The organism is Arthrobacter sp. Leaf337, from assembly GCF_001423745.1.
Classification (GTDB): Bacteria; Actinomycetota; Actinomycetes; order Actinomycetales; family Micrococcaceae; genus Arthrobacter.
In genome coordinates, this window is sequence record NZ_LMPC01000010.1 from 59,497 (window position 1) to 80,355 (window position 20,859).

9 protein-coding genes are annotated in these 20,859 nt (G+C 70.4%); 2 read left to right on the forward strand and 7 right to left on the reverse strand.

The features are described 5' to 3' along the window. Positions 1–2: 2 nt before the first annotated feature. The 5 genes from ASF98_RS08815 to ASF98_RS24745 form a co-directional block, all read right to left on the reverse strand. Complete coding sequence (locus ASF98_RS08815) at positions 3–4,238, reverse strand: hypothetical protein (protein ID WP_055800404.1); 4,236 nt, start codon at positions 4,236–4,238, stop codon at positions 3–5. After that, on the reverse strand, positions 4,231–9,042 hold the full coding sequence (locus ASF98_RS08820; protein WP_055800407.1) for a VCBS repeat-containing protein: 4,812 nt from the start codon (positions 9,040–9,042) through the stop codon (positions 4,231–4,233). The genes ASF98_RS08815 and ASF98_RS08820 overlap by 8 nt, the downstream gene beginning before the upstream one ends. Further along, the gene (locus tag ASF98_RS08825) at positions 9,039–12,314 is read right to left on the reverse strand and encodes a DUF6603 domain-containing protein (protein WP_055800410.1); all 3,276 of its coding nucleotides are present in this window, start codon (positions 12,312–12,314) and stop codon (positions 9,039–9,041) included. Before ASF98_RS08825 ends, ASF98_RS08820 begins: the two co-directional genes overlap by 4 nt. Beyond that, positions 12,311–15,226 (reverse strand): hypothetical protein, encoded by a 2,916-nt coding sequence (locus tag ASF98_RS08830; RefSeq protein WP_055800413.1) that lies wholly within the window; start codon positions 15,224–15,226, stop codon positions 12,311–12,313. Before ASF98_RS08830 ends, ASF98_RS08825 begins: the two co-directional genes overlap by 4 nt. A 512-nt stretch (positions 15,227–15,738) precedes the next feature. Next, complete coding sequence (locus ASF98_RS24745; RefSeq protein ID WP_235505737.1) at positions 15,739–16,329, reverse strand: hypothetical protein; 591 nt, start codon at positions 16,327–16,329, stop codon at positions 15,739–15,741. Between the two features lie 135 nt (positions 16,330–16,464). Between ASF98_RS24745 and ASF98_RS08840 the strand changes: the two genes are divergently transcribed. Further along, positions 16,465–17,358, forward strand: a complete 894-nt coding sequence (locus ASF98_RS08840; RefSeq protein WP_235505739.1) for a tyrosine-type recombinase/integrase — start codon at positions 16,465–16,467, stop codon at positions 17,356–17,358. 493 nt (positions 17,359–17,851) lie between these two features. Further along, positions 17,852–18,061, forward strand: a complete 210-nt coding sequence (locus ASF98_RS08845) for a hypothetical protein (RefSeq protein WP_055800422.1) — start codon at positions 17,852–17,854, stop codon at positions 18,059–18,061. Between the two features lie 277 nt (positions 18,062–18,338). Here ASF98_RS08845 and ASF98_RS08850 read toward each other — a convergent pair whose 3' ends face one another. Both ASF98_RS08850 and ASF98_RS24750 read right to left on the reverse strand, forming a co-directional pair. Beyond that, positions 18,339–19,601: a Vps62-related protein gene (locus ASF98_RS08850; protein ID WP_055800425.1), complete on the reverse strand. Its 1,263-nt coding sequence runs from the start codon at positions 19,599–19,601 to the stop codon at positions 18,339–18,341. Between the two features lie 856 nt (positions 19,602–20,457). Beyond that, the gene (locus ASF98_RS24750; protein WP_235505741.1) at positions 20,458–20,595 is read right to left on the reverse strand and encodes a hypothetical protein; all 138 of its coding nucleotides are present in this window, start codon (positions 20,593–20,595) and stop codon (positions 20,458–20,460) included. Positions 20,596–20,859: the final 264 nt, after the last annotated feature.

Below are 20,859 nucleotides of genomic sequence, written 5' to 3' on the forward strand. Positions count from 1 at the left end.
GGTCAGGGCGCTCCGCGGGTGAGGTCGGTCGAGATCGCGTCGCCCGGCTGCACGTTGGTGGCAAGGAACGCAGCGGGCACCAACTGCCCGACATCGGTCATGGCGTCTGGGTCCAGCGGGTGCAGGGCCTCCAGATCGACCGCACGCAGGCGGGCCAGTGCGAGCGCCTCGCTGAGCGTGTTCTCGACCAGCTCAGTGCTCCATCGGTCGCGGGCGTCCGGGCTGACCGCGAGCAGCACGCTCTGCGGCGCGCAGGCCCCCGGTGCGTCGTAGTGGAAGGTCACGCCGGTGGTCTCGGCTCGCGCCGGGATCACCTCAGTCCATTCGTCGACGACGAGCCCGGCGACCTCGGCACCCAGCCCGTCGGGGGCGTGCACGAGCAGGGAGAGACGGCTTCCGGGCGGGTCGCCGGCCAGCGGCAGCCCCAGCCAGCGTTCGCCGGCGGTGTAAGGCATTTGGGCAACGTCGAGGGTGAGTCCTGCACCTGTCGACAGCGCCTCCGCGGACGCCAACGCGGTGACCAACCGGTCCGCGCCGCGGCGTACCCGCGCGATCCGGTGTAGCCAGCCGGCTGCGGCCTGAGCGTCGCCCCCTTGGGTCGCCGTCGACGCGGCCAGCGCCGTGGTGAGCGACGGATCCTGCGGGACGGCGGCGAGCGCGACGAACGCGTCCCCGAACACCGCCTCCAGGCGTCGCCGCGGGTCGCTGTCGGGCAGCGCGGCGAGCCGCTCTTGGCGCCGGGCCAGCTCGGCGGCGACGACGGTGCGATGCGCGGCGGGCGGTGTCCCCGCAGGCAGGGCGCCCGGCACGCCGAGGTGCGCGGCGCGCAGGAGGCCCCGGTCGACGGTCGCGTCGTCGCCGCCGTCGGCGAGGTCGGCCGCGGCCCTCCCGAGCGCAGCCACCGCCGCGTCGGCCCGGGCGGTTAGGTCCGGGTCGGTGGGCGATGCGGCGACGTCGTCGTCAGGCAGCGTGAGGTCGCCGGCCTCGAGTGGGCGCGATGCCTCTAACAGGGCGCGCACCCCGCGCAGCATCTCCAGGAGCTCGGCAACGCTAACCACTGCGGGGCCCCACGCCGGGTCGCGGGTGAGGTCCAGACGCACCTGCGCCGCCGCGCCGACCTCGCTGAGCGCGCGCACGGCCCGCTCCAGCCGCAGCTCCAGCTCCCCGCGTGCGGCGTCCGGGTTCCGTTCCGGCAGCCCCACGAGGTCCAGCGGCGACAGCCCCAGCCCAGCGAGGTCTCGCTCCACCCGTAGGATCTCGCCCGCCGTGGCGCCGACGGCCTCGGCGCGCCAGCGCACCCGGTCCGGCGTGGGCAGCAGCCGCGCGAGCCAGGTGTTCAGTCGCGGCTCGGCCTGGGCCCTGGCCTGCACTAGCGGATCGACGGGCCATCCCGGGGGCGCGGCTGCGCCAGCGCTGAGCGCGACCAGCAGGCGGTGGACGACCGCGACGCCGGTGTGGGGCGTCCGCGCGACCTCCAGCTCTGGCGGGGGCGCCTCGCCTCGGTCGGCGGCGTCCAGCGTGGCGCCTGCCCGTAGCGGATTGCCCGCGACGACGTGGTGGACGCCCTCGGCGAGCAGCGCATCGGCGACGGCGTCGACAGCTTCGGACAGATCCGTGAGCACTTCGGTGACGGGAGCGCGGTCGATGTCGGCGACGCCGAGGGCCGCCAAGTCGAGCTCTCCGGCCGAGAAGGCGCGCTGCAGCGCGAGTCCGTCGAGCACGTCGAGGGTGCCCGAGGCCCCGGTGACCCCGTCGATCGACAGGCTGGTGACCCGGCGCGGGAAACGGTCACGCAGCGCGGGCAGGTAGGCCGATAGCCCGACCCGGGGATGCTCGTGCAGCCCGCGTTCGGCGCGGTAGCCCAGCAGCGCTCCCAAGGGCTGACCCTGGCGCACCCCGTCGAGCAGCCACGCCGCCAGCCGTACGCGGTGCGAGCGTAGATCGATCGCGAACGGGCTTGCGCCGTTCTCGGCGTAGGCGCGGTGGCCGCCGCGTAGCACCGCGGCCGTGGTGGCGTGGGCGAGTGACGGTGCGTGCACGTAGCCCGCGTTCCCGGGGTCGCGCCACAGCGGGCCCGGCTCGTCTGCGAGCGGGTCGGCCGCGGTCGCTGGTTCGTGCGGGTGCAGGTCCTCTAGCCAGGCGTACCCCCCGACATGGACGCCGGTGGCGCGCGGCGCGTCGACCGGTTGGCGCAGCCAGGCCAGCCGCTTGGTCGCGAACGAGGTGAGCCAGGCGTCGATCCGGTGCGAGGCGAGGTCGACGCTCTGCGCCAGCAGCCGTTCGAGGACACCGACGGGCAGGTCGGTGAGGCCGGTCAGCGCGGCCCGGAAGTCCGCAAGGTCGGCGGTCGCGGTGCTGCCGACGGTGCGCAGGATGTGGGCCTGCAGGGTCTCGGTGGGCCCGCCGGGCGTCCACACCCGCTCGTCTGCGAGCACGCGCCACGCCGTGTCGGTGACCGTGCCCGGTACGAGGTCCACCAGTTCGGGTTCGCGGAGGGGCGGGCCGAGGCCGAAGCGGGTCCGCACCCGCGCCGCGGCCTGTGCGTGCTCCAGCAGGAGGGCGTGGCGTAGCAGCCGGTAGAGCAGCGGGGTGCGCTCGGGTGGGCCGGTGTCGACCTGGTTGTGAGCCGTGGCGGCGGTGAGGTCGGCGGCGGCCAGCGCGCGCAGGTAGGTGGCCGCCGGGGTGCCGCCCGGCGCCTCGACCGCCGCCGCGTCGATCGGGAACGAGTCGGTGGCGAAGACGGCCCGGCCCAGGCGGGGCTCCCAGCCGCCGAGCCCGAGTCGCTCACCCAGCCGAGCCGCGGCCGCGGTGAGATCGGCCCGCCAGTCCGCGCCGAGCCCTAGCGGAGGGTCGGAGAACCGCCAGAGGTAGGCGATGTACTCCGCGCCCAGCAGACTGCGGGCGTAGTAGTGCTGCGCGTGCGCGCCCATCCCGAGGATGCGAACGGCCGTCTCGGGGCGTCGGTCGCGGGCGTGTGGGACCGCGGCAACGGATGGCTCCCAGATCCGCTCGCGCAGAAGCTGCAGGAACGCGACCGTGCCCGCTCCGAGCACGTCGACCCCGAGGTCGGTGCCCTCCCGCTCGGCGTAGGCGGCAGTGGCGAGCACCGGGAGAACGCCGTATGGCTGCGCCCCGACCCGCAGCGTGGGGAGCGGGCCCGCGGGGCGTACCCAGTCGAGCACGTGCCGTCGTACCCGTCTTCGGATCTGCTCGTCGGTTACGTCCGTGCCGAGCATCTGGGCGAAGTAGTAGCCCCAGGTCGGCTGCCACAGCGCCGTCTGCATCCAGCGCGCGGTCGGCTGCTCCCGGTCGGCAGCCCCGGCCGCGAGCGCGACGGCGCCGGCGCGGGGAACCCCCAGCGCCCTGGCGAAGATGGCGGCGTTGGCGTCTTCGGCAACGCGTGGGGCCTGCGCCAACCGAGGGCGGTACGCTGCGCGGTAAGCCGGGTCGTTGCGCGAGGGCGCGGCCGGGGCGCCCGGGGTGTTGTTGGTAGCAGTGCCTTGGGCCAGATACGCGAAGCCGTCGGTGTAGAGATGGGCGTCCAGCAGCGCGCTCAGCACGTCCTCGCCGGTGTCTCCCCGCACCCCGTAGACCAGCAGTTGGGCGTAGCCGCGGAACTCGGCGGCCGGGATATCCGGTGGGGCGGGCAGGCGCAGCGCCATGCCCTGCGCCAGTGCTGCGTCGAAGTCCACGAGCCACCGGGTCTCGGCGGATACCGGTGCGTCGGCGGCGGACAAGGCGCTCAGGTCGGCGGTGGGGGACGGGCCGACGGCGGGTGTGCTGACCGGGCCGCTGGCCGCCCTGGCGCGCAGGTCGCCCCGGCCGATCGGAATACCGACGGCGTACCAGCGGTCCGGGAGCGCCTGCGCGAGCGGCGCTCGGGTCCACGCCGCCGTGCGCGACGGGGGCGTTGGGAAGGCCGGGGCCGCGCCGGGCCGCGCGGCAGGGTTTGTCGGCCGCAGTACGCGGGCGATCCAGGCGCCACGCTCGGGCCCGTGGCGGTTGGCGAGCGCGTCCCAGGCGGCCTGCTCGGTCGGGTCGTCGGGCGCGGTCCAGACGGCCTTCCAGAACGCGCGGCCCGCCTGCGCTTCGGTCTCGGTGAGTTTCGGTTCGTGGGTGTCGATGTGGATTTGGTCGGGGTAGACGCGGATGCGCAGGTCGGTGCCGTCGAAGCGGGTCTCCAGCCGGACGGGCAGAAGTGCGATCGGGACGTCGGCGGCCAGGGCGAGGTCAGTCATCTGAGGGCCTCGGGAGTATGTCGGTGGCATGCACGGCCACGGCGACGGGGGGCTGCAGCGTGATGTGCGCGAGGTGGGCGCTGTTGCGTGCCCACGTCAACTGCGGCGGCCCGGCCGCTCGGCGGGGGCGGCTGACGTCGCCGAACGGCGGGTCGAGCGGGACGTGGCGGAGGGTGGCCAGCGTGTCGGCGTCGGTGGCCAGTCGTGCCCAGTCCAGGTCCGTCCACACGTCGGGGGCGGTGCCGTACGAGATGCCGTCGAGGGGCGGCTCGTCGAGCCCGAAGCGGGGGGCGGTGGGGTGCTCGGCCAGCACGAAGAACCATCCGGGATCGGTGTCGGAGCCGCGGGCGGTTGATGCGGTGAAGGGGAAGCCGAAGAAGACGAGATCGGGGTCCATGGCGTGCCGGAACTGGGGCAGGACGACCTCGTCGCCGAGCACGCGGATCCGAGCCGGGCCGGGGGACCACGCGGCGCGCCGGGCGGCCACCTGTGTGGACGGGTACCGGCGCAGCAGCTCGCCGCGCAGGAGCAGTAGCGTCATCTCCGGGCCGCCCACGGCCGTCGCGTGGCTGCCGAGGGCACTGTCGGGCAGCCACTCGCCGATCGGTGGGATGTCGGTCAGCGGGCCGCGGGCCGGGTCGCCGCCGCGTGCGTCCCAGAACTGCCGGAAGTAGGTGGCGCGCCGGTCGGCGGGGAACTCCCGCCAGAGCAGCTCGCGCCCGAGCTCGTGGTTGAGGCCCACTAGGTAGGCCTCGATGAACGCGGGGTTGGCGCGCAGGAGGGTCACAGTGTCCGGCGGGATGCCGTCGACGACGGGCAGCACCAGGTCAGGGGACAGCTCGGCCAGCGGCTCGGACATCGGCTGCGGGAACGTCGGTGCCACCGCGAGCGGGTTCAACCGGTCGTTCCCCGGCGGCAGCGCCGTGAGGTCGGGGCCGTCGATTCGGCTCGTGACCCGCGCGGTCACCGTACGCTCGGGGGCCAGTGCCGCGGTCACGTCCGCGGCGATGGCCGCAGTGGACACCGGCGACTCGTCGTCGGCGCGGGCGAGCTGTTGGGCGCGCTCCACCAGTTGCAGGTGTGGGGCGGCGGCGGCGCGGAAGTCGGCTGCGAACTGCCGCTTGCGCGCCAGCAGGCCGTTGTCGAGGTCTCCGACAGCGATGCCCGTGCCCATGCTGTCTGGGCCCCACCAGCCGGAGGGGTCGACCTCCTGCGGCTCGCCCCACCGACGCGCGGGCCCTGCAGGCTGCAGGTCGAACCCGACCCGGTAGAAGGCCCTGTTGTTTCCCGGCCCGCGCTCGACGTGGAAGAAGACCAGATCGGGGCTCTGGCTCCCGGAGAAGTCGGCGACGGCGATCGCCGCTTCCCGCACGTCGGCGCCGAGCGGCGGGCCGCCGATGTCGTGCGGCCCGGTCCACCCGCCCACCACCCGGCCGCGGGCGTTGAGCCGCCAGCCGATCATGTAACGGGGAAGCGGCCCGGCCGCGGTGGCCTCGACGATCATCACCACCAGCTCCGGGCGGAGGTCATTGTCGACGTCGGCGACCGCGACGCCTACGCCCAGCACAGGCGGTGCTCCAGCGGCCCGCCCCGGCCACGGCACCTCGACCGACTCCGTCCAGCCGCCTGTGACGTCGCCCGTCGTGTCGACGCGCCAGCCGATCCGGTAGTGCAGTCGAGGCCGGTCTGGCACGCCTGACACGTACGCTACGACCAGTTCAGGGCGGTCGTCGCCGTCCAAGTCGGCGAGCGTCACGTCGCAGCCCTGCACCGGGTAGGCGGCCCCCACCGCATGGCCCTTGCCGAGCAGCGTGGAGAGCGGCCCGGGTACCCGGTGGACCTGCGGGTCCCAGGTGAAGTTCCCGTCCGGCCCGGCGTTCCAGCCGATCCGCCACGAGCCGACGTTGCCCCGGTCGGCCGTGGCCTCCACCCAGAACAGCACCGCGTCCTGCCCGGCGGTGCCGTTCAGGTCGGCCAGCGCCAGCCCGGCGCCCTGGACGCCCGCGCCCATCCCGGGGACGCCGGGCGAGGTGAAGGTCCAGCCGCCACGGACCTCCCCGTCGAAGCCGAGGTCGTGACCTGTGCGCACGTAGGCGGTCGGGATTCCCGCCGGGTTGCCGACGTGCATCGCCAGCAGGTTGGACATGAAGCCGAGCGGCCCGCGCCAGGACGTGCGCTGCGGCGGGGCCGCGGCCGGGTGGCCCGCTCCTCCGGGCGCGGGCGGCCCAAGGTCGTCCCAGCGGGCGGGGTTGAGGCGCCGGATCATCAGCCGACCGTCTACCGCGACCCACGCCTCGCTGTTGCGGATGGCGCCCCCGCTGCGCAGGCCGCCGATCGGGTCTTGGGCTTCCCAATCGGTCGCTTGACCAGGCGTGAATCGCCAGAGGCGCCCTGTCGCTTCGTTGACCGCCCAAAGGGTCTGCCCGTCGGCGAACATGCCAGTGACCGGCTCGGGGACGGCCCGGTCGATCCAGAGCGGGATGCCGAAGGAACCCCCGATGTAGTTGAAGACCTTCCCGTCGGTGAGCCGCAGGTACGGAGATCCGAACGAGATCGCCGGCGGGACGCCCGTATCGACCGCCGCGACGCCCTGCCCGGTGGGGGCGCCCCGGTCCGCCCAAGTCCAGCCGGTGCCCGAGTCGGTGAGCCCCCACAGCCGCCCGGTCAGCCCGTGCAGGTACAGTACCCAACCCGGCGAGACTTGCCAGCCGGGTTGGTTCCAGGCGGCAGGACCGCCGGTCACCCCGCCGGGAGGCGCGCCGAGGTCCACCCATCCCCAGCCGCCGCCGCCCGCGCGCAGGTCCCAGAGGTGGCCGTCCGCGGCGCAGACGTAGACGCTGCGGAAGTCGCCGGGCTGACGCTGGCCCCCGGGTAGCGGCCGCGAGTCCCTGGCCACGCCGGTCGGTTGTCCGCTGATCGGAGACCCGCCCGGCGCGCCGTGGTCCTGCCATCCCCAGCGGTCACCGTCCCAGGCGAGGGAGCACAGCCTGCCGTCGGCCGTCCGGACGAACGCAGTCTGGTCCCCGACTGCCGTCGGCTGGCCGACCGCGACGCCGCCCGGTGGGGTGCCGTGGTCGTGCCAGGCGAGCGGGGCATCCACCCGGGACACGACCCGCCCGTCCTCGCTGACCAGGAACACCCGGTCGGGCATCACGGCGCCGGTGCTCGCCACCCGAGGCAGGTCCGGCACCGGCTGCTCAGCGGGCCCCACGGCGGGGCTCTCCCACCAGCGCCGGGCGAGCCGCGCGGACGTGAGATCGCGCACGCGGTCGCCGCCGGTGAGCGACTCCAGGGTTACCATCCCCGGCGCAGGCCGCAGGAGCGGGTTCACGGTGAGCAGGCGCTGCCCCAGCGCCTCGACCGGCGCGGCGAACGGCGCGGCGGCTAAGAGTCGACGGGCCAGCGGGCCGCGCGGGCGGGTGATCCGGCGGAACGCCGGCGACAGGGTCGCGGTCACCTCGCGGTTGCCGGACAGCGGGCGGGCCTCGGCGAGGGCGGCGTGCACCGGCGCGCTCACCTGCAGCAGGCGCGGTACGTCGAGCCCGGCGTCGCCGGTCAGCCTGCCCCGGTACACCCGTTCGGCGGCGGCGCGGGCGAGCTGTCCCTGCCGCAGCGCCTCGTTGGCCCGGCTGACAGCCGCCGCCTGCGCCCAGGCCGCGGCCATCAGGGCCTCCTGGTTCTGACGTACGACCTGCGCCCCGAACGCGGCCACCGCGCGGTGGCGCGGGTCCAGGTTCAGCTCGCGTAACCACCGCGGCTCGGCGCCCGGGGCCGGAATCCTGTCGCCGTAGCGGGGCGGTCCCAGCCTGCCGACCGTCCAGCCGTCGAGGAGCGGGGCGAGCGCGGCAGCGAACCCCGCGGCCGCGTCCGGGTCCCACGCCGACGGGGCCGTGCCCGCGCCGCGCAACGCACCCTCCAAGCCGAGCACCGCGGCCGGGTCGGCAGGGTCGAGCGCGGGCAGGCCGGAGCCGGGGTCGCTAACGTCCAGCGGCCGCAGGCCGAGGTCGTCGGGCACCGGACGCGGACGCAGCCGTCGCACGAGCGACTCGAAGTCACCGTCCGGTCCGGTGCCAAATTCCCAGTGGTGGTAGACGGGCAGGCGGACCTCGTCGTCGGCGTCCGCGGCCATCCACGCGGGCAGCAGGTCGGTCTCGTCAGCGGCGGCCGGGATGCCAAGCCCGCGCTTGCGGCCGGTCTCAAAGGCCGGCACCAAGCACGCGACATAGCGGGCACCCCCGCGCAGCCTGCGCGGGCAGACCAGGCGCGCGAGCGAGCGCTCCGATGACCCGCTGAGCAGCCCGGCCAGCATGGTCTCGTCGAGCGCGCCGTCGGTGGCGAGCTGGACATGCGCCCACGCCCACGAGTCGGCCAGGTCGGGCAGTTCGCGCAGTGCACAGCGCAGGACGGGCAGCGGGGCGTTCGGCTCGGGTCCGACGGTGGAGGCAGGCCGTTCCGCGACGACGAGCACCAGCCACGGCCGCAGGCGCTCCCCGCCGCGGGCGCGGACGGGGGTCAGCAGCCACGGCAGGTCCGGCCGGTCGAGCTCGACGAGCGGGAAGAACGTCGGCTCCGCGGCGGCGGTGTCGGGCGCTGGCTCGACGCGCACGACCTGCCGGGTGTCGAGCCCGGTGACGTCGCCGGGGCCGTAGAGCCGCGCCGGCAGCACCACCTCGGGCCGCTCGTTGATCCGCAAGCCGATGGTCAGCGCTCCGCGGCCGGGCAGCGCGCCGGTGAGCGGGTCTTCCTCGGCCGCGTCAAGCTGGACCCCGGCGCGGGCCCAGGACAGGAACGTCAGGCCGCTCATCCGGTCAGCACCAGCGTGAGCGGGTCGGTGGCGAACCGGGCGGTGCCCGCGGTGCGCACGAGCGCCAGCGCAGCGGGTCCGCCAGCGAGCGCCCGCGGCCACGGCAACGGTGGCAGCGGCCCGCCCGGTCCGGGCACGGCGGGCCGATCCGGGTCGTCGACCAGGAGGACCTCCGGCGACACGTCGGCCTCGAAGGGCTGGGCGGTGTCGTAACTGACGGCGCGCGAGCGCACCCGGCGCCCCGCCTCCCAACGCTCAAAGGAGGGCCGGGCGAGCTTCTGGTCGTCGGTGAGGTCCAGGAACTCGGCGGGGGCGAAGAACTCCTCGATCGGCTCGGTGTCCGGTTCAGCGTTGGCGACCCGCAGCCGGGTGATCGTCAGCTGTGCCGCCCCGATGACGCGGGAGGACCCGTAGCGCTCCAGCGTCCGCCCGAGCGGGGCGACCCGCTGGGTGACCGCGAGCATGCCCAGCGGGTGCAGCAGCAGCTGCCCCGCGACCGAAGGGATCTCGCAAAGGGTGAACAACGACTCCCCAGCGGGAGGCAGCTGCGCCGACCAGTTGCGCGGATCCGCGAGGGCGGCCTCGACCAGCGGCGCGACCTCGATCGGCGGCGGAGGTGGCGGCGGTTCACCGCGGCCGAGACGCACGTCGAACCCGATCTCCGCGGTAAGGAAGAGCAGCTGGAAGCAGGCTCTGCCGACTATGTGCCAAGGGGTTGGGCCGGTCAGCGACAGGCTGACGCTGACGCCGAGCAGCACCCGCGAGCCCATCTTGAGCGCCACCGCGCCAACGATGTCGATGGCGAGCAGGAACGGTTCGAACTGGAACAGCGCGTCGAAAGCGAGGACGCCTTCGATGCTGAAGCCGAGCGCAGCTGCATAGAGCTCAAGGCGCGCGCCGAACTGGACTGTGTTGGACGTGAGCGCGAGGTAGGACTCCAGGCGCAGCCGCGGGTTGTCGCCGGTGCAAAGGCTGATCGCCAACCGGTTGAGGGCTGGGAACCCCGGCGGCGGCTGGAAGCGCGGATGGAACCCACCCGCGCTCAGCGCGAACCCGGGCCGTTCGCCCCAGCTGGCCCGCATCGCCATGTCCCCGGTCAGCGTGAACGCCGCGATCCGCGAGTCGTAGAGCGTTGCGTCGACCGACGCCTCGCCGCGGCCGAAGTCGAGAACGCCGAGCACGTCCATGTTGATGACGACGACGGCGGCTTCGTCGCGCGGAAGCGCCATCCGCAGCCTGCCCAGCACCGCGAGGCGCACCGGCGCGGGCAGCTCTAGGATCAGGCCGAGGTCAAGGCTGAGCAGCTGCGGCGTGCCCCAGCCCAGGCGCGCCATCGGACCGATCAGGAAGCGCCCCTGCGCGGGCGGGAACACGGCGCTCAGGTTGGAGATCAGCTGGGGCGCGTTGGCCACCGGGTCGCGCGGGAACATGATCGAGTCAAGAGAGCGGGCCTTGATGCCCGCGCGCAAGACGTCGAGGGCGGCGGTACGGTTGACCCCGACGAGACCCCCGACGCCCGACAACGTGAACCCGTAGCCGAGCTGGATCGGGGTGAACTCGGCGGAGATGATCAGCAGCAGCGAGAAGCCGTCCGTGCCGTCAGGCATCCGGGTGGTGATGAGCCCGACAGCTTTAAGCGCGATGCCCTTGAACTCCAGTTGCAGGACGCCCGCGTACTGGCCTTTATCAGGGTCCAGGAACACATAGCCGCCGCCGGTCAGCGGGCCCGCGTCGATAACGAGACCCACGCCCTTTGGCGGCTGGAACCGGGTGCCGAGCGCGAACGTGCCGAGGTTGCCACCGTCCGGGGAAGGGCCGAGACGGAGGGCGAACCCCATCCGTTCGACGGTCCCGCGCACCGGCCCGAGCTTAACGGCGAACGTGGCCGCGGCCGTGGCGGTGCCGCCGTCGGCGCCCGCGGTGAGCGCGACATGCACCGCCTGGACGTCGAGGATCCCGCCGAGCGACAGCTGCACGGGCAACGTCACCTCGAAACCGCCGCTCCCGACCAGCCGCAGTCCGTGCTCGTCGGACCAGGCGAGCCCCAAGTCGAACGCGACCCGCAGGCCGTCGGGCGGCACGACCTGGCGCAGGAACCCGTCCGCCTCGCCGGGCGTGATCGTCAGCTGGCCGCCGACGACCTCCAGCCGCACACCGAGCTGCGGCACGCCCCCGTCGCCGATAGTGGCCTGCAGCTCCGCGCGGAACCCGGCGACAGTGATCGCGAACCAGTCAGGCTGGCTGACCAGCACGATCGGGTCGCCTTCCGACCGCCGCCACTCGGAAGTAACGACCAGCCTAGCGTTCCCTTCGACGTCGCCGACCAGCACGACTCGCAGCGGCGGGCGCAGCCCGACCCCGAGACCCTCGCCCGCGAAGGCCCCGCTAATCCCGATCCGCCACCCCGGCAGCGGCTCGACCTCGGGACCGGCATCGCCCTGGGCGTACGGCTGGAAGACGAGCCCGGTGTCGGTTGCCGCCCCAGCGGACTCCAAGGGGCCGAGCGCGAAGCCCAGCTCGACGGCGCCGGACTCGCCGGTCGCCGCGAAGAGTGGCAGGCGCAGCACGAGCGCGGGCGCGTCCTCGGTGCCCGCCGGGTAGGAACCGACCGGGGCAGCGAGCGACTGAAGCAGGTAGTGCAGGCGGCGCAGCGGCTCGCGGTGGTCGAACAGCGTGGTGCCCCAGCCGTAGACGTCGGCGAGCAGCGCCGCGGGATCCTGCGCGGCGGTCTTGAGCCGCTCCCACCGCAGCTGAGTTCGCACGTGCGTCCGGGCGAACTCCCCCTCGTCGACCGCGACCTGCGGGTCGGCGACGCCGAGCAGCGCCAGCGCGTTATAGACAGGCGCCGCGCGCCGGCGCAGGTAGGTGACCAGGGCCCACTCGACCAGCCGCCGGGCCAGCAACGCGAGGTCCACCTCGGCGAGCAGACCGGGGTAGGCGACGAGGTCGGCCTCCAGGATGGGTCCGAGCGCCAACAGGGTACTGAACGCCTCGGCTGCGGTACCGCTCAGGGCCACGAGCTGCGTGAGCGCCTCCGTCGAACCCGGCCCGGACGCGGCCGCCGCCTGGTCGTACGCGTCGGCGGCGGCGATGACCGTGGCGACTGTGGCGCCCATGGCGAGCAGGCTCGCAGGCGGCGCGGGGACGCTGACGCCGAGCGCGCCGAGCAGCGCGAGAGCGTGCTCTTCATCACGCACGTCATCTCCCAGCGCCGCGAGCAGATCCGTGATTTCGCGGAGGAGCCGAGCCAGGGTGCTGTCGGATTTTGTCATACGGCGGGCCAGATTCGGGCGGCGGGGTCGGTGGTGTCCTCGGCGGCGGCGCCGTAGGCCAGGCGGAGGTATCCGTCCAGAGCAGTGGCGAAGCGGACCATGTTCCCGCGCTGGCCGCGCAGCCGCGGCGGCCCGCCGGGCGGTTCGAGCGCGTCGGGCGCGGAGTTGTGGTGGTAGACGAGGAACTCGCTGATCGACGTGCCTGCCGCGATGACGGGGTCGGGCACTGCGTTGACCCAAGCGTTCCAGGTGCTCTCCAGCACGTTGAACGCCAGGTAAACCAGCGCCCAGTAGGCGACGTAGCGGCGCCGCTGCACGGTAGTGGCGTTCGCCCCGACCGGGGGCATGGGCGGCGCCGCCACCAGCTCCGGCACCTGCACGTAAGGGTTGCCGGCCACGGGCGGGGCGCTCTTGCGCGGCGTCGCTGCCTGCGAGAGCAGCCGGTGCACCCATTGGAACGTCGCCTGGTGGATCGCGAATCCCATCCAGAGCGCCGTGCGCGACGCGGTGGCGTGGCGCAGCGCCCCCGGTGGCCAGCCGCCGGGGCGCCGGGCGGTTAGGTAGCGTAGAGCGGTCTCCCAGTCGACCAGCGGGTCGACAGCAGGGTCAAGCAGCCCCTCGGCGGTCAGGCGGAGTAGGAAGTGGTCGCGGAAGTTGTCCCGGCTGCGCGTGACCAGCGCGGAATTGTCGAACTCCAGCGTCTGGAGTGGCTTGTTGAGCACCACCATATCCAGCCCGAAGGGGAAGATCAGCCACGTCATGACGCCGACGTGGTCGGCGCTGCGTGCGAGGCCCCTGACGCCGGGGTCGAACGGTGCGGCGACCTCGCGTACGGTGCCTCTTCGTTCCCCGCTCGCCGACGCGCGGAAACCCTCGCGTTCGAGCAGCGCGAGGAACAGCGCCGGGTCGAGGTCGGCGGCGAGCGTCTTGCCGTTGCGAACGACCTTCGCCGCCCGCAGCACGGCCTCGATCTCGAATTCGTCGAACCCGGTGACGCGCGGCACGCCGGGTGCGGACTCGCCGTCGTTCGTGCCCCACGGGATCGGTGAGGGCGGGTTCAGAGTGGTACCGGACTTGTACGGGGCGGACGGGCTCGGCGGCTCGCGGGTGTCGCCGGCTGCGGGTGTCAACGCGGGCCAGGTGCCCGCGCCGTCGCGCAGCCCCGTCGTCGTGCTCCACCAGGCGATAGTGGAGGCCGCCAGCGGGGTGGCGCCGATCAGCGCCGCGTTCAGACGACCCATCCGCGCGCGTAGCTCGACGGCGTCCCGGTACTGCGGGAAGTGCAGCGGGGCGGCGAGGGGATGGCCCCCCGCCGCATAGTCGGCGAAGTCGACTTGGGGATCCTGACGGACGGTCCGGCGGGCGCCTTTGACCACCTCCACCAGCCAGTCGTAGGTCGTGAACTCCTGGTGGGGCGGATCGGCGTCGACGGCCCGCAGCACGGCCAGCAGGCCCGCCGAGTCCCCGGCGAAGCCCGCGAGGTCGACCTGCTCGAGCGGGTCGGCGACATCCGGGGCCTGCACGTCCGGGTACTCGGCCGTAGTCAGGCCTGCGATGGCGGCGGCCTCAAGGTCGAAGGTGGTGAGGCTGCCCAGCGGCCGGGGCGGTGCGGGCACCGGCGGGGTGCGGGGCTCGTACACCCGTCCGGGCCTACCCAGCGGGCATCCCGCGAAGGCGAGCAACCACGTCTCAGAGCTGCGCGGCAGGTGTTCGAGCGTGCGGTGCGCCTGCACGAGTGCGGCAGGCCGCGCCGCGGGCTCGATCGGCAGGTCGACGCCCAGCTCGGGCCAGGACCGCCCACACAGCAGCGGCGCATAGTAGCCTGTCACGAAGTCCAGCAGGCTAGTCCTGGCTTCGGGGTCGCCGAGGACGTGGCCCGCCATGGCCTCGACGCGGGCCCGATTCGCGGCGGCCGCGCCCTCGAACGGAGTTCTGACCGCGGCCGGGATCTTAGGCGTGGGATCCGGGTCGCCGGGCCGCTCGTCCGGGGCGACGACGCGAAGCCACGCGAGCCAGGAGCGGAAGAGCCAGCTCATCTGGGCAAGCACAGCGGGGCGGAACGTGGCGCTCGCCAGCACGTCGGGGAGGCGCAGCAGATGCAGCCAGACGATGCGCGCGGTGCAATCGATCGCGTGGTCGATCGCGACGTGTTCGAAGGCCAGGGTGCGGGGGTCCTCCAGCGGGGAGACCACGGCGGGTACCGTGATCCCGCCGGGCGGAAGCCGCAGCACCCATGCTCCGGTGGCGCTGGGCTGGGCCACCTCGAGCCTGCCGGCGCGGAGCGCGAGATGGCGGTAGCGTTCGAAGCGCACCAGACCAACGGCGGGGGCGCGCAGCAGAGTGCGTTCCAGCTCGCCGTCTCGGGCGGTGGTCGACGATGCGAGCAGATGGGTCGCGGCGTCGTCCTCGGCGATGCCGTCCAGCGCGACCGGAAGCAGAGGGGGCCCCGGGGGCTGGTTGGGCCAGTAGACGATGAGCGCCTCGTCGGGCAAGAGCGGCTGGGGGATCGGAGCGGCCTTCTTGGAGTCGGCATCCCACCGGAAACGGCCCGCGGCGACCTGCGCCATCGACTTCCCCGGAGTGGCTGCCGCCTCGACCCACGGTCCCCCGCAGTCGGCCACGCGCACCTTCGCCAGGTCGCGGATGGCCGCGGGAAGGCTGGAAACGAGCCCTGACGAGCGCGGGACGACGAGTTGGTCACCGCCAAGCGGCAGAGTACGGACCCGAAAGTTCGCCGCCGCGGCGGCGAACCCGGGGTCGAACGGCCTGCGCGCGGGGCGGTCGAGGTAGAGGAACACCGCGTCGGCGGCCAACTCGGCAAGATAGGTAGCGAAGGCGGGAGCCGGCAAATCGACGGGAACACCGATGGGCAGCGAGAACCGGCGACCAAAGTCGATCGTGGCTCCAGGCATTGGTATTGGCATCGGATCCCTCCAAGGCAAGATGATTAACACTGTGTGTCTCGCTCGCCCGATATTGTGCTCTTTAGCAGCTGAGAGCTGGTTTCCAGAAAGGCCTCGCGATGCTCCTATTGACTATCAAGGCGTGGGGGCCGCTGGTGAAAGAGGCATGCCTTCAAGGTCTCGTGAGGTGCTGAGTTTCCGAGAATCGCCGCTGTAATACGAACACCATTTTTCCTCCATTGGACGAGCAGGCCACACTGAAAGCAGTACGCCTTGGAGCGTTACGGGAGCGTTACTGCCTCGCCGTCGGCTGTACCGGGTTTCGCGCCGCCCGGCGTGCTGCCCTCGCTTCTGGTCATAAGGAGCAAGCAAGTATGCGATCTGCCGGCTGACGGGCGTTCACAGATTGACTTGGGGCCGTGCGTTTGCGGAGGTGTGTGGACTGGTGGTTTTGTCTTGTCCTTTGGGGGTGACGGGGTGTGCGGTGGCTCTTCTAGGGGTTGCCGGTTTTTTGTCCGCTGTCAGCGGGCCCTGCCCTTGCCCGTACTTTGGTGGCGCCCGTGCCCCGGGCTGTCTTGCCGCCTGGCCGATGTGCCTAGCTGGTGCTTGCGCCGTTTTTGTTTTGTTCCTTTGGTTACCTCGGCTGATACCGGACTGGAGACACGCGCCGTGGGCAACTGCTCGAAGAGGTACTCGATGACGGGTTCGGGGATGGAAGCTGCGGACGAGCCTACGGAACACCCTGCATCCACGAACACGCCTGTATCCGATGCGCCGTGCTCCGCCCCGACCTGGCACAACGCCCCCGCCTTGAAGAACTCATCGAGCCCCTCGAAAGCAGAAAAGTCGAAGCGGAACAACGCGGATGGTTTGGCGAACTCGAAGGGATAGAAATCAGCTTGCACGCTGATCGCGACAAGCTCAGCCAGATGAGCAGGAGCAGGCCGGAGACGTAGCCTGATTTTGTGGCCAGTATTCGCAAACGCCCCCGTGTGGATGGTTCGACGTCGTTCATGGTGCGATGGCGGGACCCCCTGACGCGGCGCCAGGAGGGTTTGACTTTCAAGTCCGAGGGCGAGGCCCTCGGACTTATGAGGAGTCTCAATGCCCATGGACAGTCACTGCTCAGCGCACTTCGAGCCAACCGGCGGAGCGCCGCGGCCGGACCTACCGTCGGCCAGGTGGTCCAAGAACACATCGACCTGCTCGTCCGTCCTTCGCCCGGAACCAGGCGAACGTATCAACGGATGCTGGATCTGCATATCCAGGGCCCGATCGGTGGAATACCGGTGGCTGTGTTTGGTTACCGAGACGTCATGCTGTGGTTGCGGTCCTTGACCAGAAAAGGGGCAGCGCCGAAAACTGTCCACAATCTCCACGGGCTGCTGTCCGCAGCAATGAAGACTGCTGAGATGCTTGGATACATCTCAAGCAATCCCTGCCGGGGCATCCAGTTGCCGCCCATTGAGCATGCCGAGGACAGCATCATGTTCCTCACTCATGCAGAGTTCAACCATGTTTTGGATGTCATGGATGAGCATTACAAACCGTTCATCTGCTTCTTGGTGATGACAGGAACGCGGTTTGGTGAAGCGACCGCCCTGACAGTATCCGACCTCGACCTGATCTCCCGGCCCGCAACGGCGCGAATCAACAAGGCCTGGAGACGCGATGACCAATCCAAGTACTATCTCGGGCCAGCCAAGACAGGGGCAGGCAAACGTACTATCGGGCTCAACCCTGCTCTGGCGGATCGACTCGCCCCGCTTGCGGCCAGCCGGGCAGGACATGAGCTCCTGTTCACGACTCCCGACGGTAGCCGCATCGCCGAGAAGCCATTCTGGGAGCATTACTGGCGACCAGCCATCCAATCCGCTCAAGAGAACGGGCTGAGCAAGTCCCCACGCATTCACGATCTGAGGCACACTCACGCGTCGTGGCTAATCCAGGACGGGGCCATTTCCATGTTCACCATCTCCCGTCGACTCGGTCATGCCTCAACCCGGACAACCGAAGAGATTTATGGGCACCTCATGCCTCAGGCACTCCAGGACGGAGCGGACGCCACCGAACGCTCCGTCCACGACGTCCTCGTCAGTGCCAAATCGGGGCCTCAGGAGGAGAAAGATCATGGCGAGTAGACATGCAAGCCACTGCGGAGGGCGGCTGCGGCCGGCAGTTCGCCTGCCACATCAAAGGGCCTAGGACTATTGACGAAGTTAGTCCGGAGAAGATACACCCCGAGCGAGGTCGAGCAGATCATCCTCGACAGTCACAAGCGAGCCGAGGACGACGCGGCCGCGTAAAGAACCCTTGCCACGACCGGGCAGGAACCTTCCAGAAGTCGGGCGGTCCGCCGCCCACGGCGAACCACAGCAGCGCCTCACTGCGGCGGTCCGCCGTTCACGCGACCCCCACGAACGACAATGAGAGCCGCGCCGCCAGGGAACGATGAGGTTCCCGCGAGCCGCAGCAAGCAACGGCCCCATAGAATCCACCTAGGCTGTACCCAAAAACTTCCTTTGCAGAGCGAAACCCAGACCGGGCCGGCCCCGCCACCTTTTAACCCCATGAACGTCGACGGCAGTTCAACACCGCACGGATCCAGCTCCGGCCGGACACGTAGGAACCTGAGTGGCGTGGCGGAAAGAGTGGCCGGACCAGGCGACATTTCCGGCGGAAATGCAGTGGTCGCCGCAGTGTGTGGGGCTGTTCACTCCGAACGAGATGATGGAGTTCGTGGGATCCGGCATCCAGGATGCTCTGCCGTCGTGGCGGAATAACCCGAAGCTGCAGGAAACCATGATTGATCTGCGGGAACGGTCTCTGTTCACACTCAATTGACTTCCAGAGCGCGGACGCGTCGGACGGTTTTCGCGTCGGTGTCAGGCCTCGCCGCGGGCAGTACCACCCCCCAAGGCGGGCTTTGCTTCGAAGATGGCGAAGGCCCGGCTAATGGGGGATAGTCGGGCCTTCGCGTCTAAACGCTACAGGACTCTTATATCGCCATCGAGTGGAGGACGTCCCCATGCTGGGTCCATCACGAAACCCTGAACGGCCCATAAGAGGGATGCAACCGGGGCCGGTGGGTTGCGCCACCACCGGCCCCCTTGACGGATGCCTACTTCGGGTTGCTGTCCGTGAAGTCGATGTCCGCGGTCTGGTATTTGACGACGGTCATGACGTCGCCGGTCGTGCGGTAGACCACGAAGTCGGTCCTTTTTTGCCAGATCAGCATGTGATTGGCCACCACCAGATTGAGTGAGAGGCTCTTTGATTGCTCGGTCGTGGTGCCGTTCATGATGCTTCCGCTTAGCTGCATCTCGTCGGTGTAGTTGACCGAGGCCTTCGCGCTGGCGGGGCCGGCTTCGATGCCCACTTCGGCACCGACGGCCAGTGAGGTTGTGTGCTGAAAGCCGGTCGATGATTCTTGGGTAGATCCGATCATGAAGTCCTCTGTGTAGCTGCCCCCGGCCGGTGACGGGAAGCTCCGGGTGCAGAACCATTGGGGCTGCGCGGCTAGGTAGTAGAAGGGACTGGAGCCGGAGGCGGGATCGTCGATCAGGGTGCAGGGAAGAACGGCGACTTTGTCCAGGCCGGGAGCGGTCGTTGTGCCCTCCCCGTACCCGGGTTGGAAATCGGGGTCATCGGTCCTGGCACCCTCCACCGGGAGTAAGAGCTTGTCCAGCGCAAGACACCAGGAGGTGTTCTGGAAATCCCCTAGTTGGTTGCTCAGCATCGTCGTCGGGGCGAGAAGGATCTTCTGGTCCTGCATGTCGACACCGGCGAGGGAGGGGGTGCTGAGGCTGCCGTCGTGGCTTGTCCAGTGCGACCCGGCATCACTCCAGAAGGCCTCGGTCGGGGCATTCTGAAGGTATTCGGTGCTGACACACCAGTAGCTGTCGGTGCGCGGGTGTTGTCCGTTGAAGCCGACACAGATACCAAGGGCTTGGTAGCCCGCCGGCGCTGTCGGCCAGTAGAAGGAGATGTTGTTGTGGTTTCCTGAGTGCTTGTCATCGAGAAGCCAGGTGAAACCGGTCGGGTGGGCCAACGTTGGCAACGGTGCTTGGTGGTCCGGCATCGGCGCCAGCAGCAGGACGGGTGTTTTCTCGATCGGGATGTTGTTGACCGAGGCATAGTCACCTAGCGGGAGGAAGCCGCTGCCGTCGCCCTGGTAGTCGCCGTAGAAAGCGATCTCGTGCCCCCGCGCTGATGCCCAGCCGTTGACGAAATTTGTCGGGTCCGCGAACTTGATCAGGAACGGGGCGAACGGGGCGCCGTTTTTGGCGTAGTCGGCCTTCGTGATGGCTGCGGTGACGAGTGAACCGGGATCATGGCCTGCGCGGAGTTCGGGCATGACGACTTCGGTGGTCGATGTGTTCATTTCTTCCCCATGGTTTGAGTGGTTGTCGTCCGGTGTAGAGGCCGGACGGTGTCCTGAATTGTCAGGACATGAGACCAATGGCGTACACGCCATCCTGTGGCAGACCCGTCTCAGGGGCTGACATGGCATTCGTTAAGGGCGGAGGCCGAGCCTTCTGGGCCGTTGGTGTGAATTACGGGCAGCTGCAGCGGACCGCTATGAGCCGCGACGGTTGGGTATCACCTAAGAGAGGGGACAAATAAAGCCGGAGGTTGCGCAACCACCGGCCCTACGGTCTGAAATTCACTGCGACGCCCCAGCGCCGACCCCCATCGAACAACGAAGCTCCCCAGCCAGAATCGATTGATAAGACACAGCGTAGCGCCGCATTTGTCCAATGAATAGAGGTTCTGATGACGAATTTCAGCACAGTCGGGACCTCCGGCCCGCCGGACCGCGGGCCGGCCTGGGGGCACTCTCCTTGTGGGTAGAAGCCGCCAAGTGGGCGGACGATAGAGGCACCGGTCCCGCGCATTCGGCATCAATGGCGAAAGGCTCTGCCAGTACCTCCGGGCAGGTCATAAACCTGGGTTCGTGCCACGAGTTCTACTGCTGCGACCGAGTTGGGTCCGGCACTTTCGTCGTGGAAGGAGTGCTTCGCCCGGCGATCTCATCCTGAAGCGCAACCAGAATGTTGACTTCCTCCGCGGGTGACTGTCTGAACAACGGTGTGTGGGGTCCGGCGTCAGCGAGATGGCCTTTTTGGGCCGACCAGGAGGCCGCGTCGTGCGGTGGAGTGACACCCGGTGCCGCTGCTGCGGCTACTTGGGCAGCCGAGGGTGCAGAAATTCGTGCGACAGGCTCGTCGTAGGCAACGCTAGGGATGCCCTGGGAGGGTTTCGCAGGCGATCCTGTCATCGTCGGAGTCCAGCTTCGCCACGTCCCCGTAGTAGGGGTAGTAGGTATTGAACCAGTTCTGCGCATCGGACCAGCGGCTGAAGTTTCCGCAGTTCACGGCGTCTGCTGGTTGCTCTTTCCTCCGTCCCAGAGGGTGAACTGGCCGGCCATTGGAGGTCCCCAGGCTCGGACCCAGGCGAAGGCGAAAACGCTTCGCACATTCGTGGTGAAGTCTTGGCAAATGGAACCGCCGCCTTGGTGTTTGGCTGGCAGCGGCCGGGTGTGTCCGGTCCCCCAGGGGTGAGGGGGGTCGGTGTTCCGACCCCCCTGTGGGGTTAGAGGTGGATGGTGTTTTGGGTGGCTTTGACGTAGACGCGCTTGG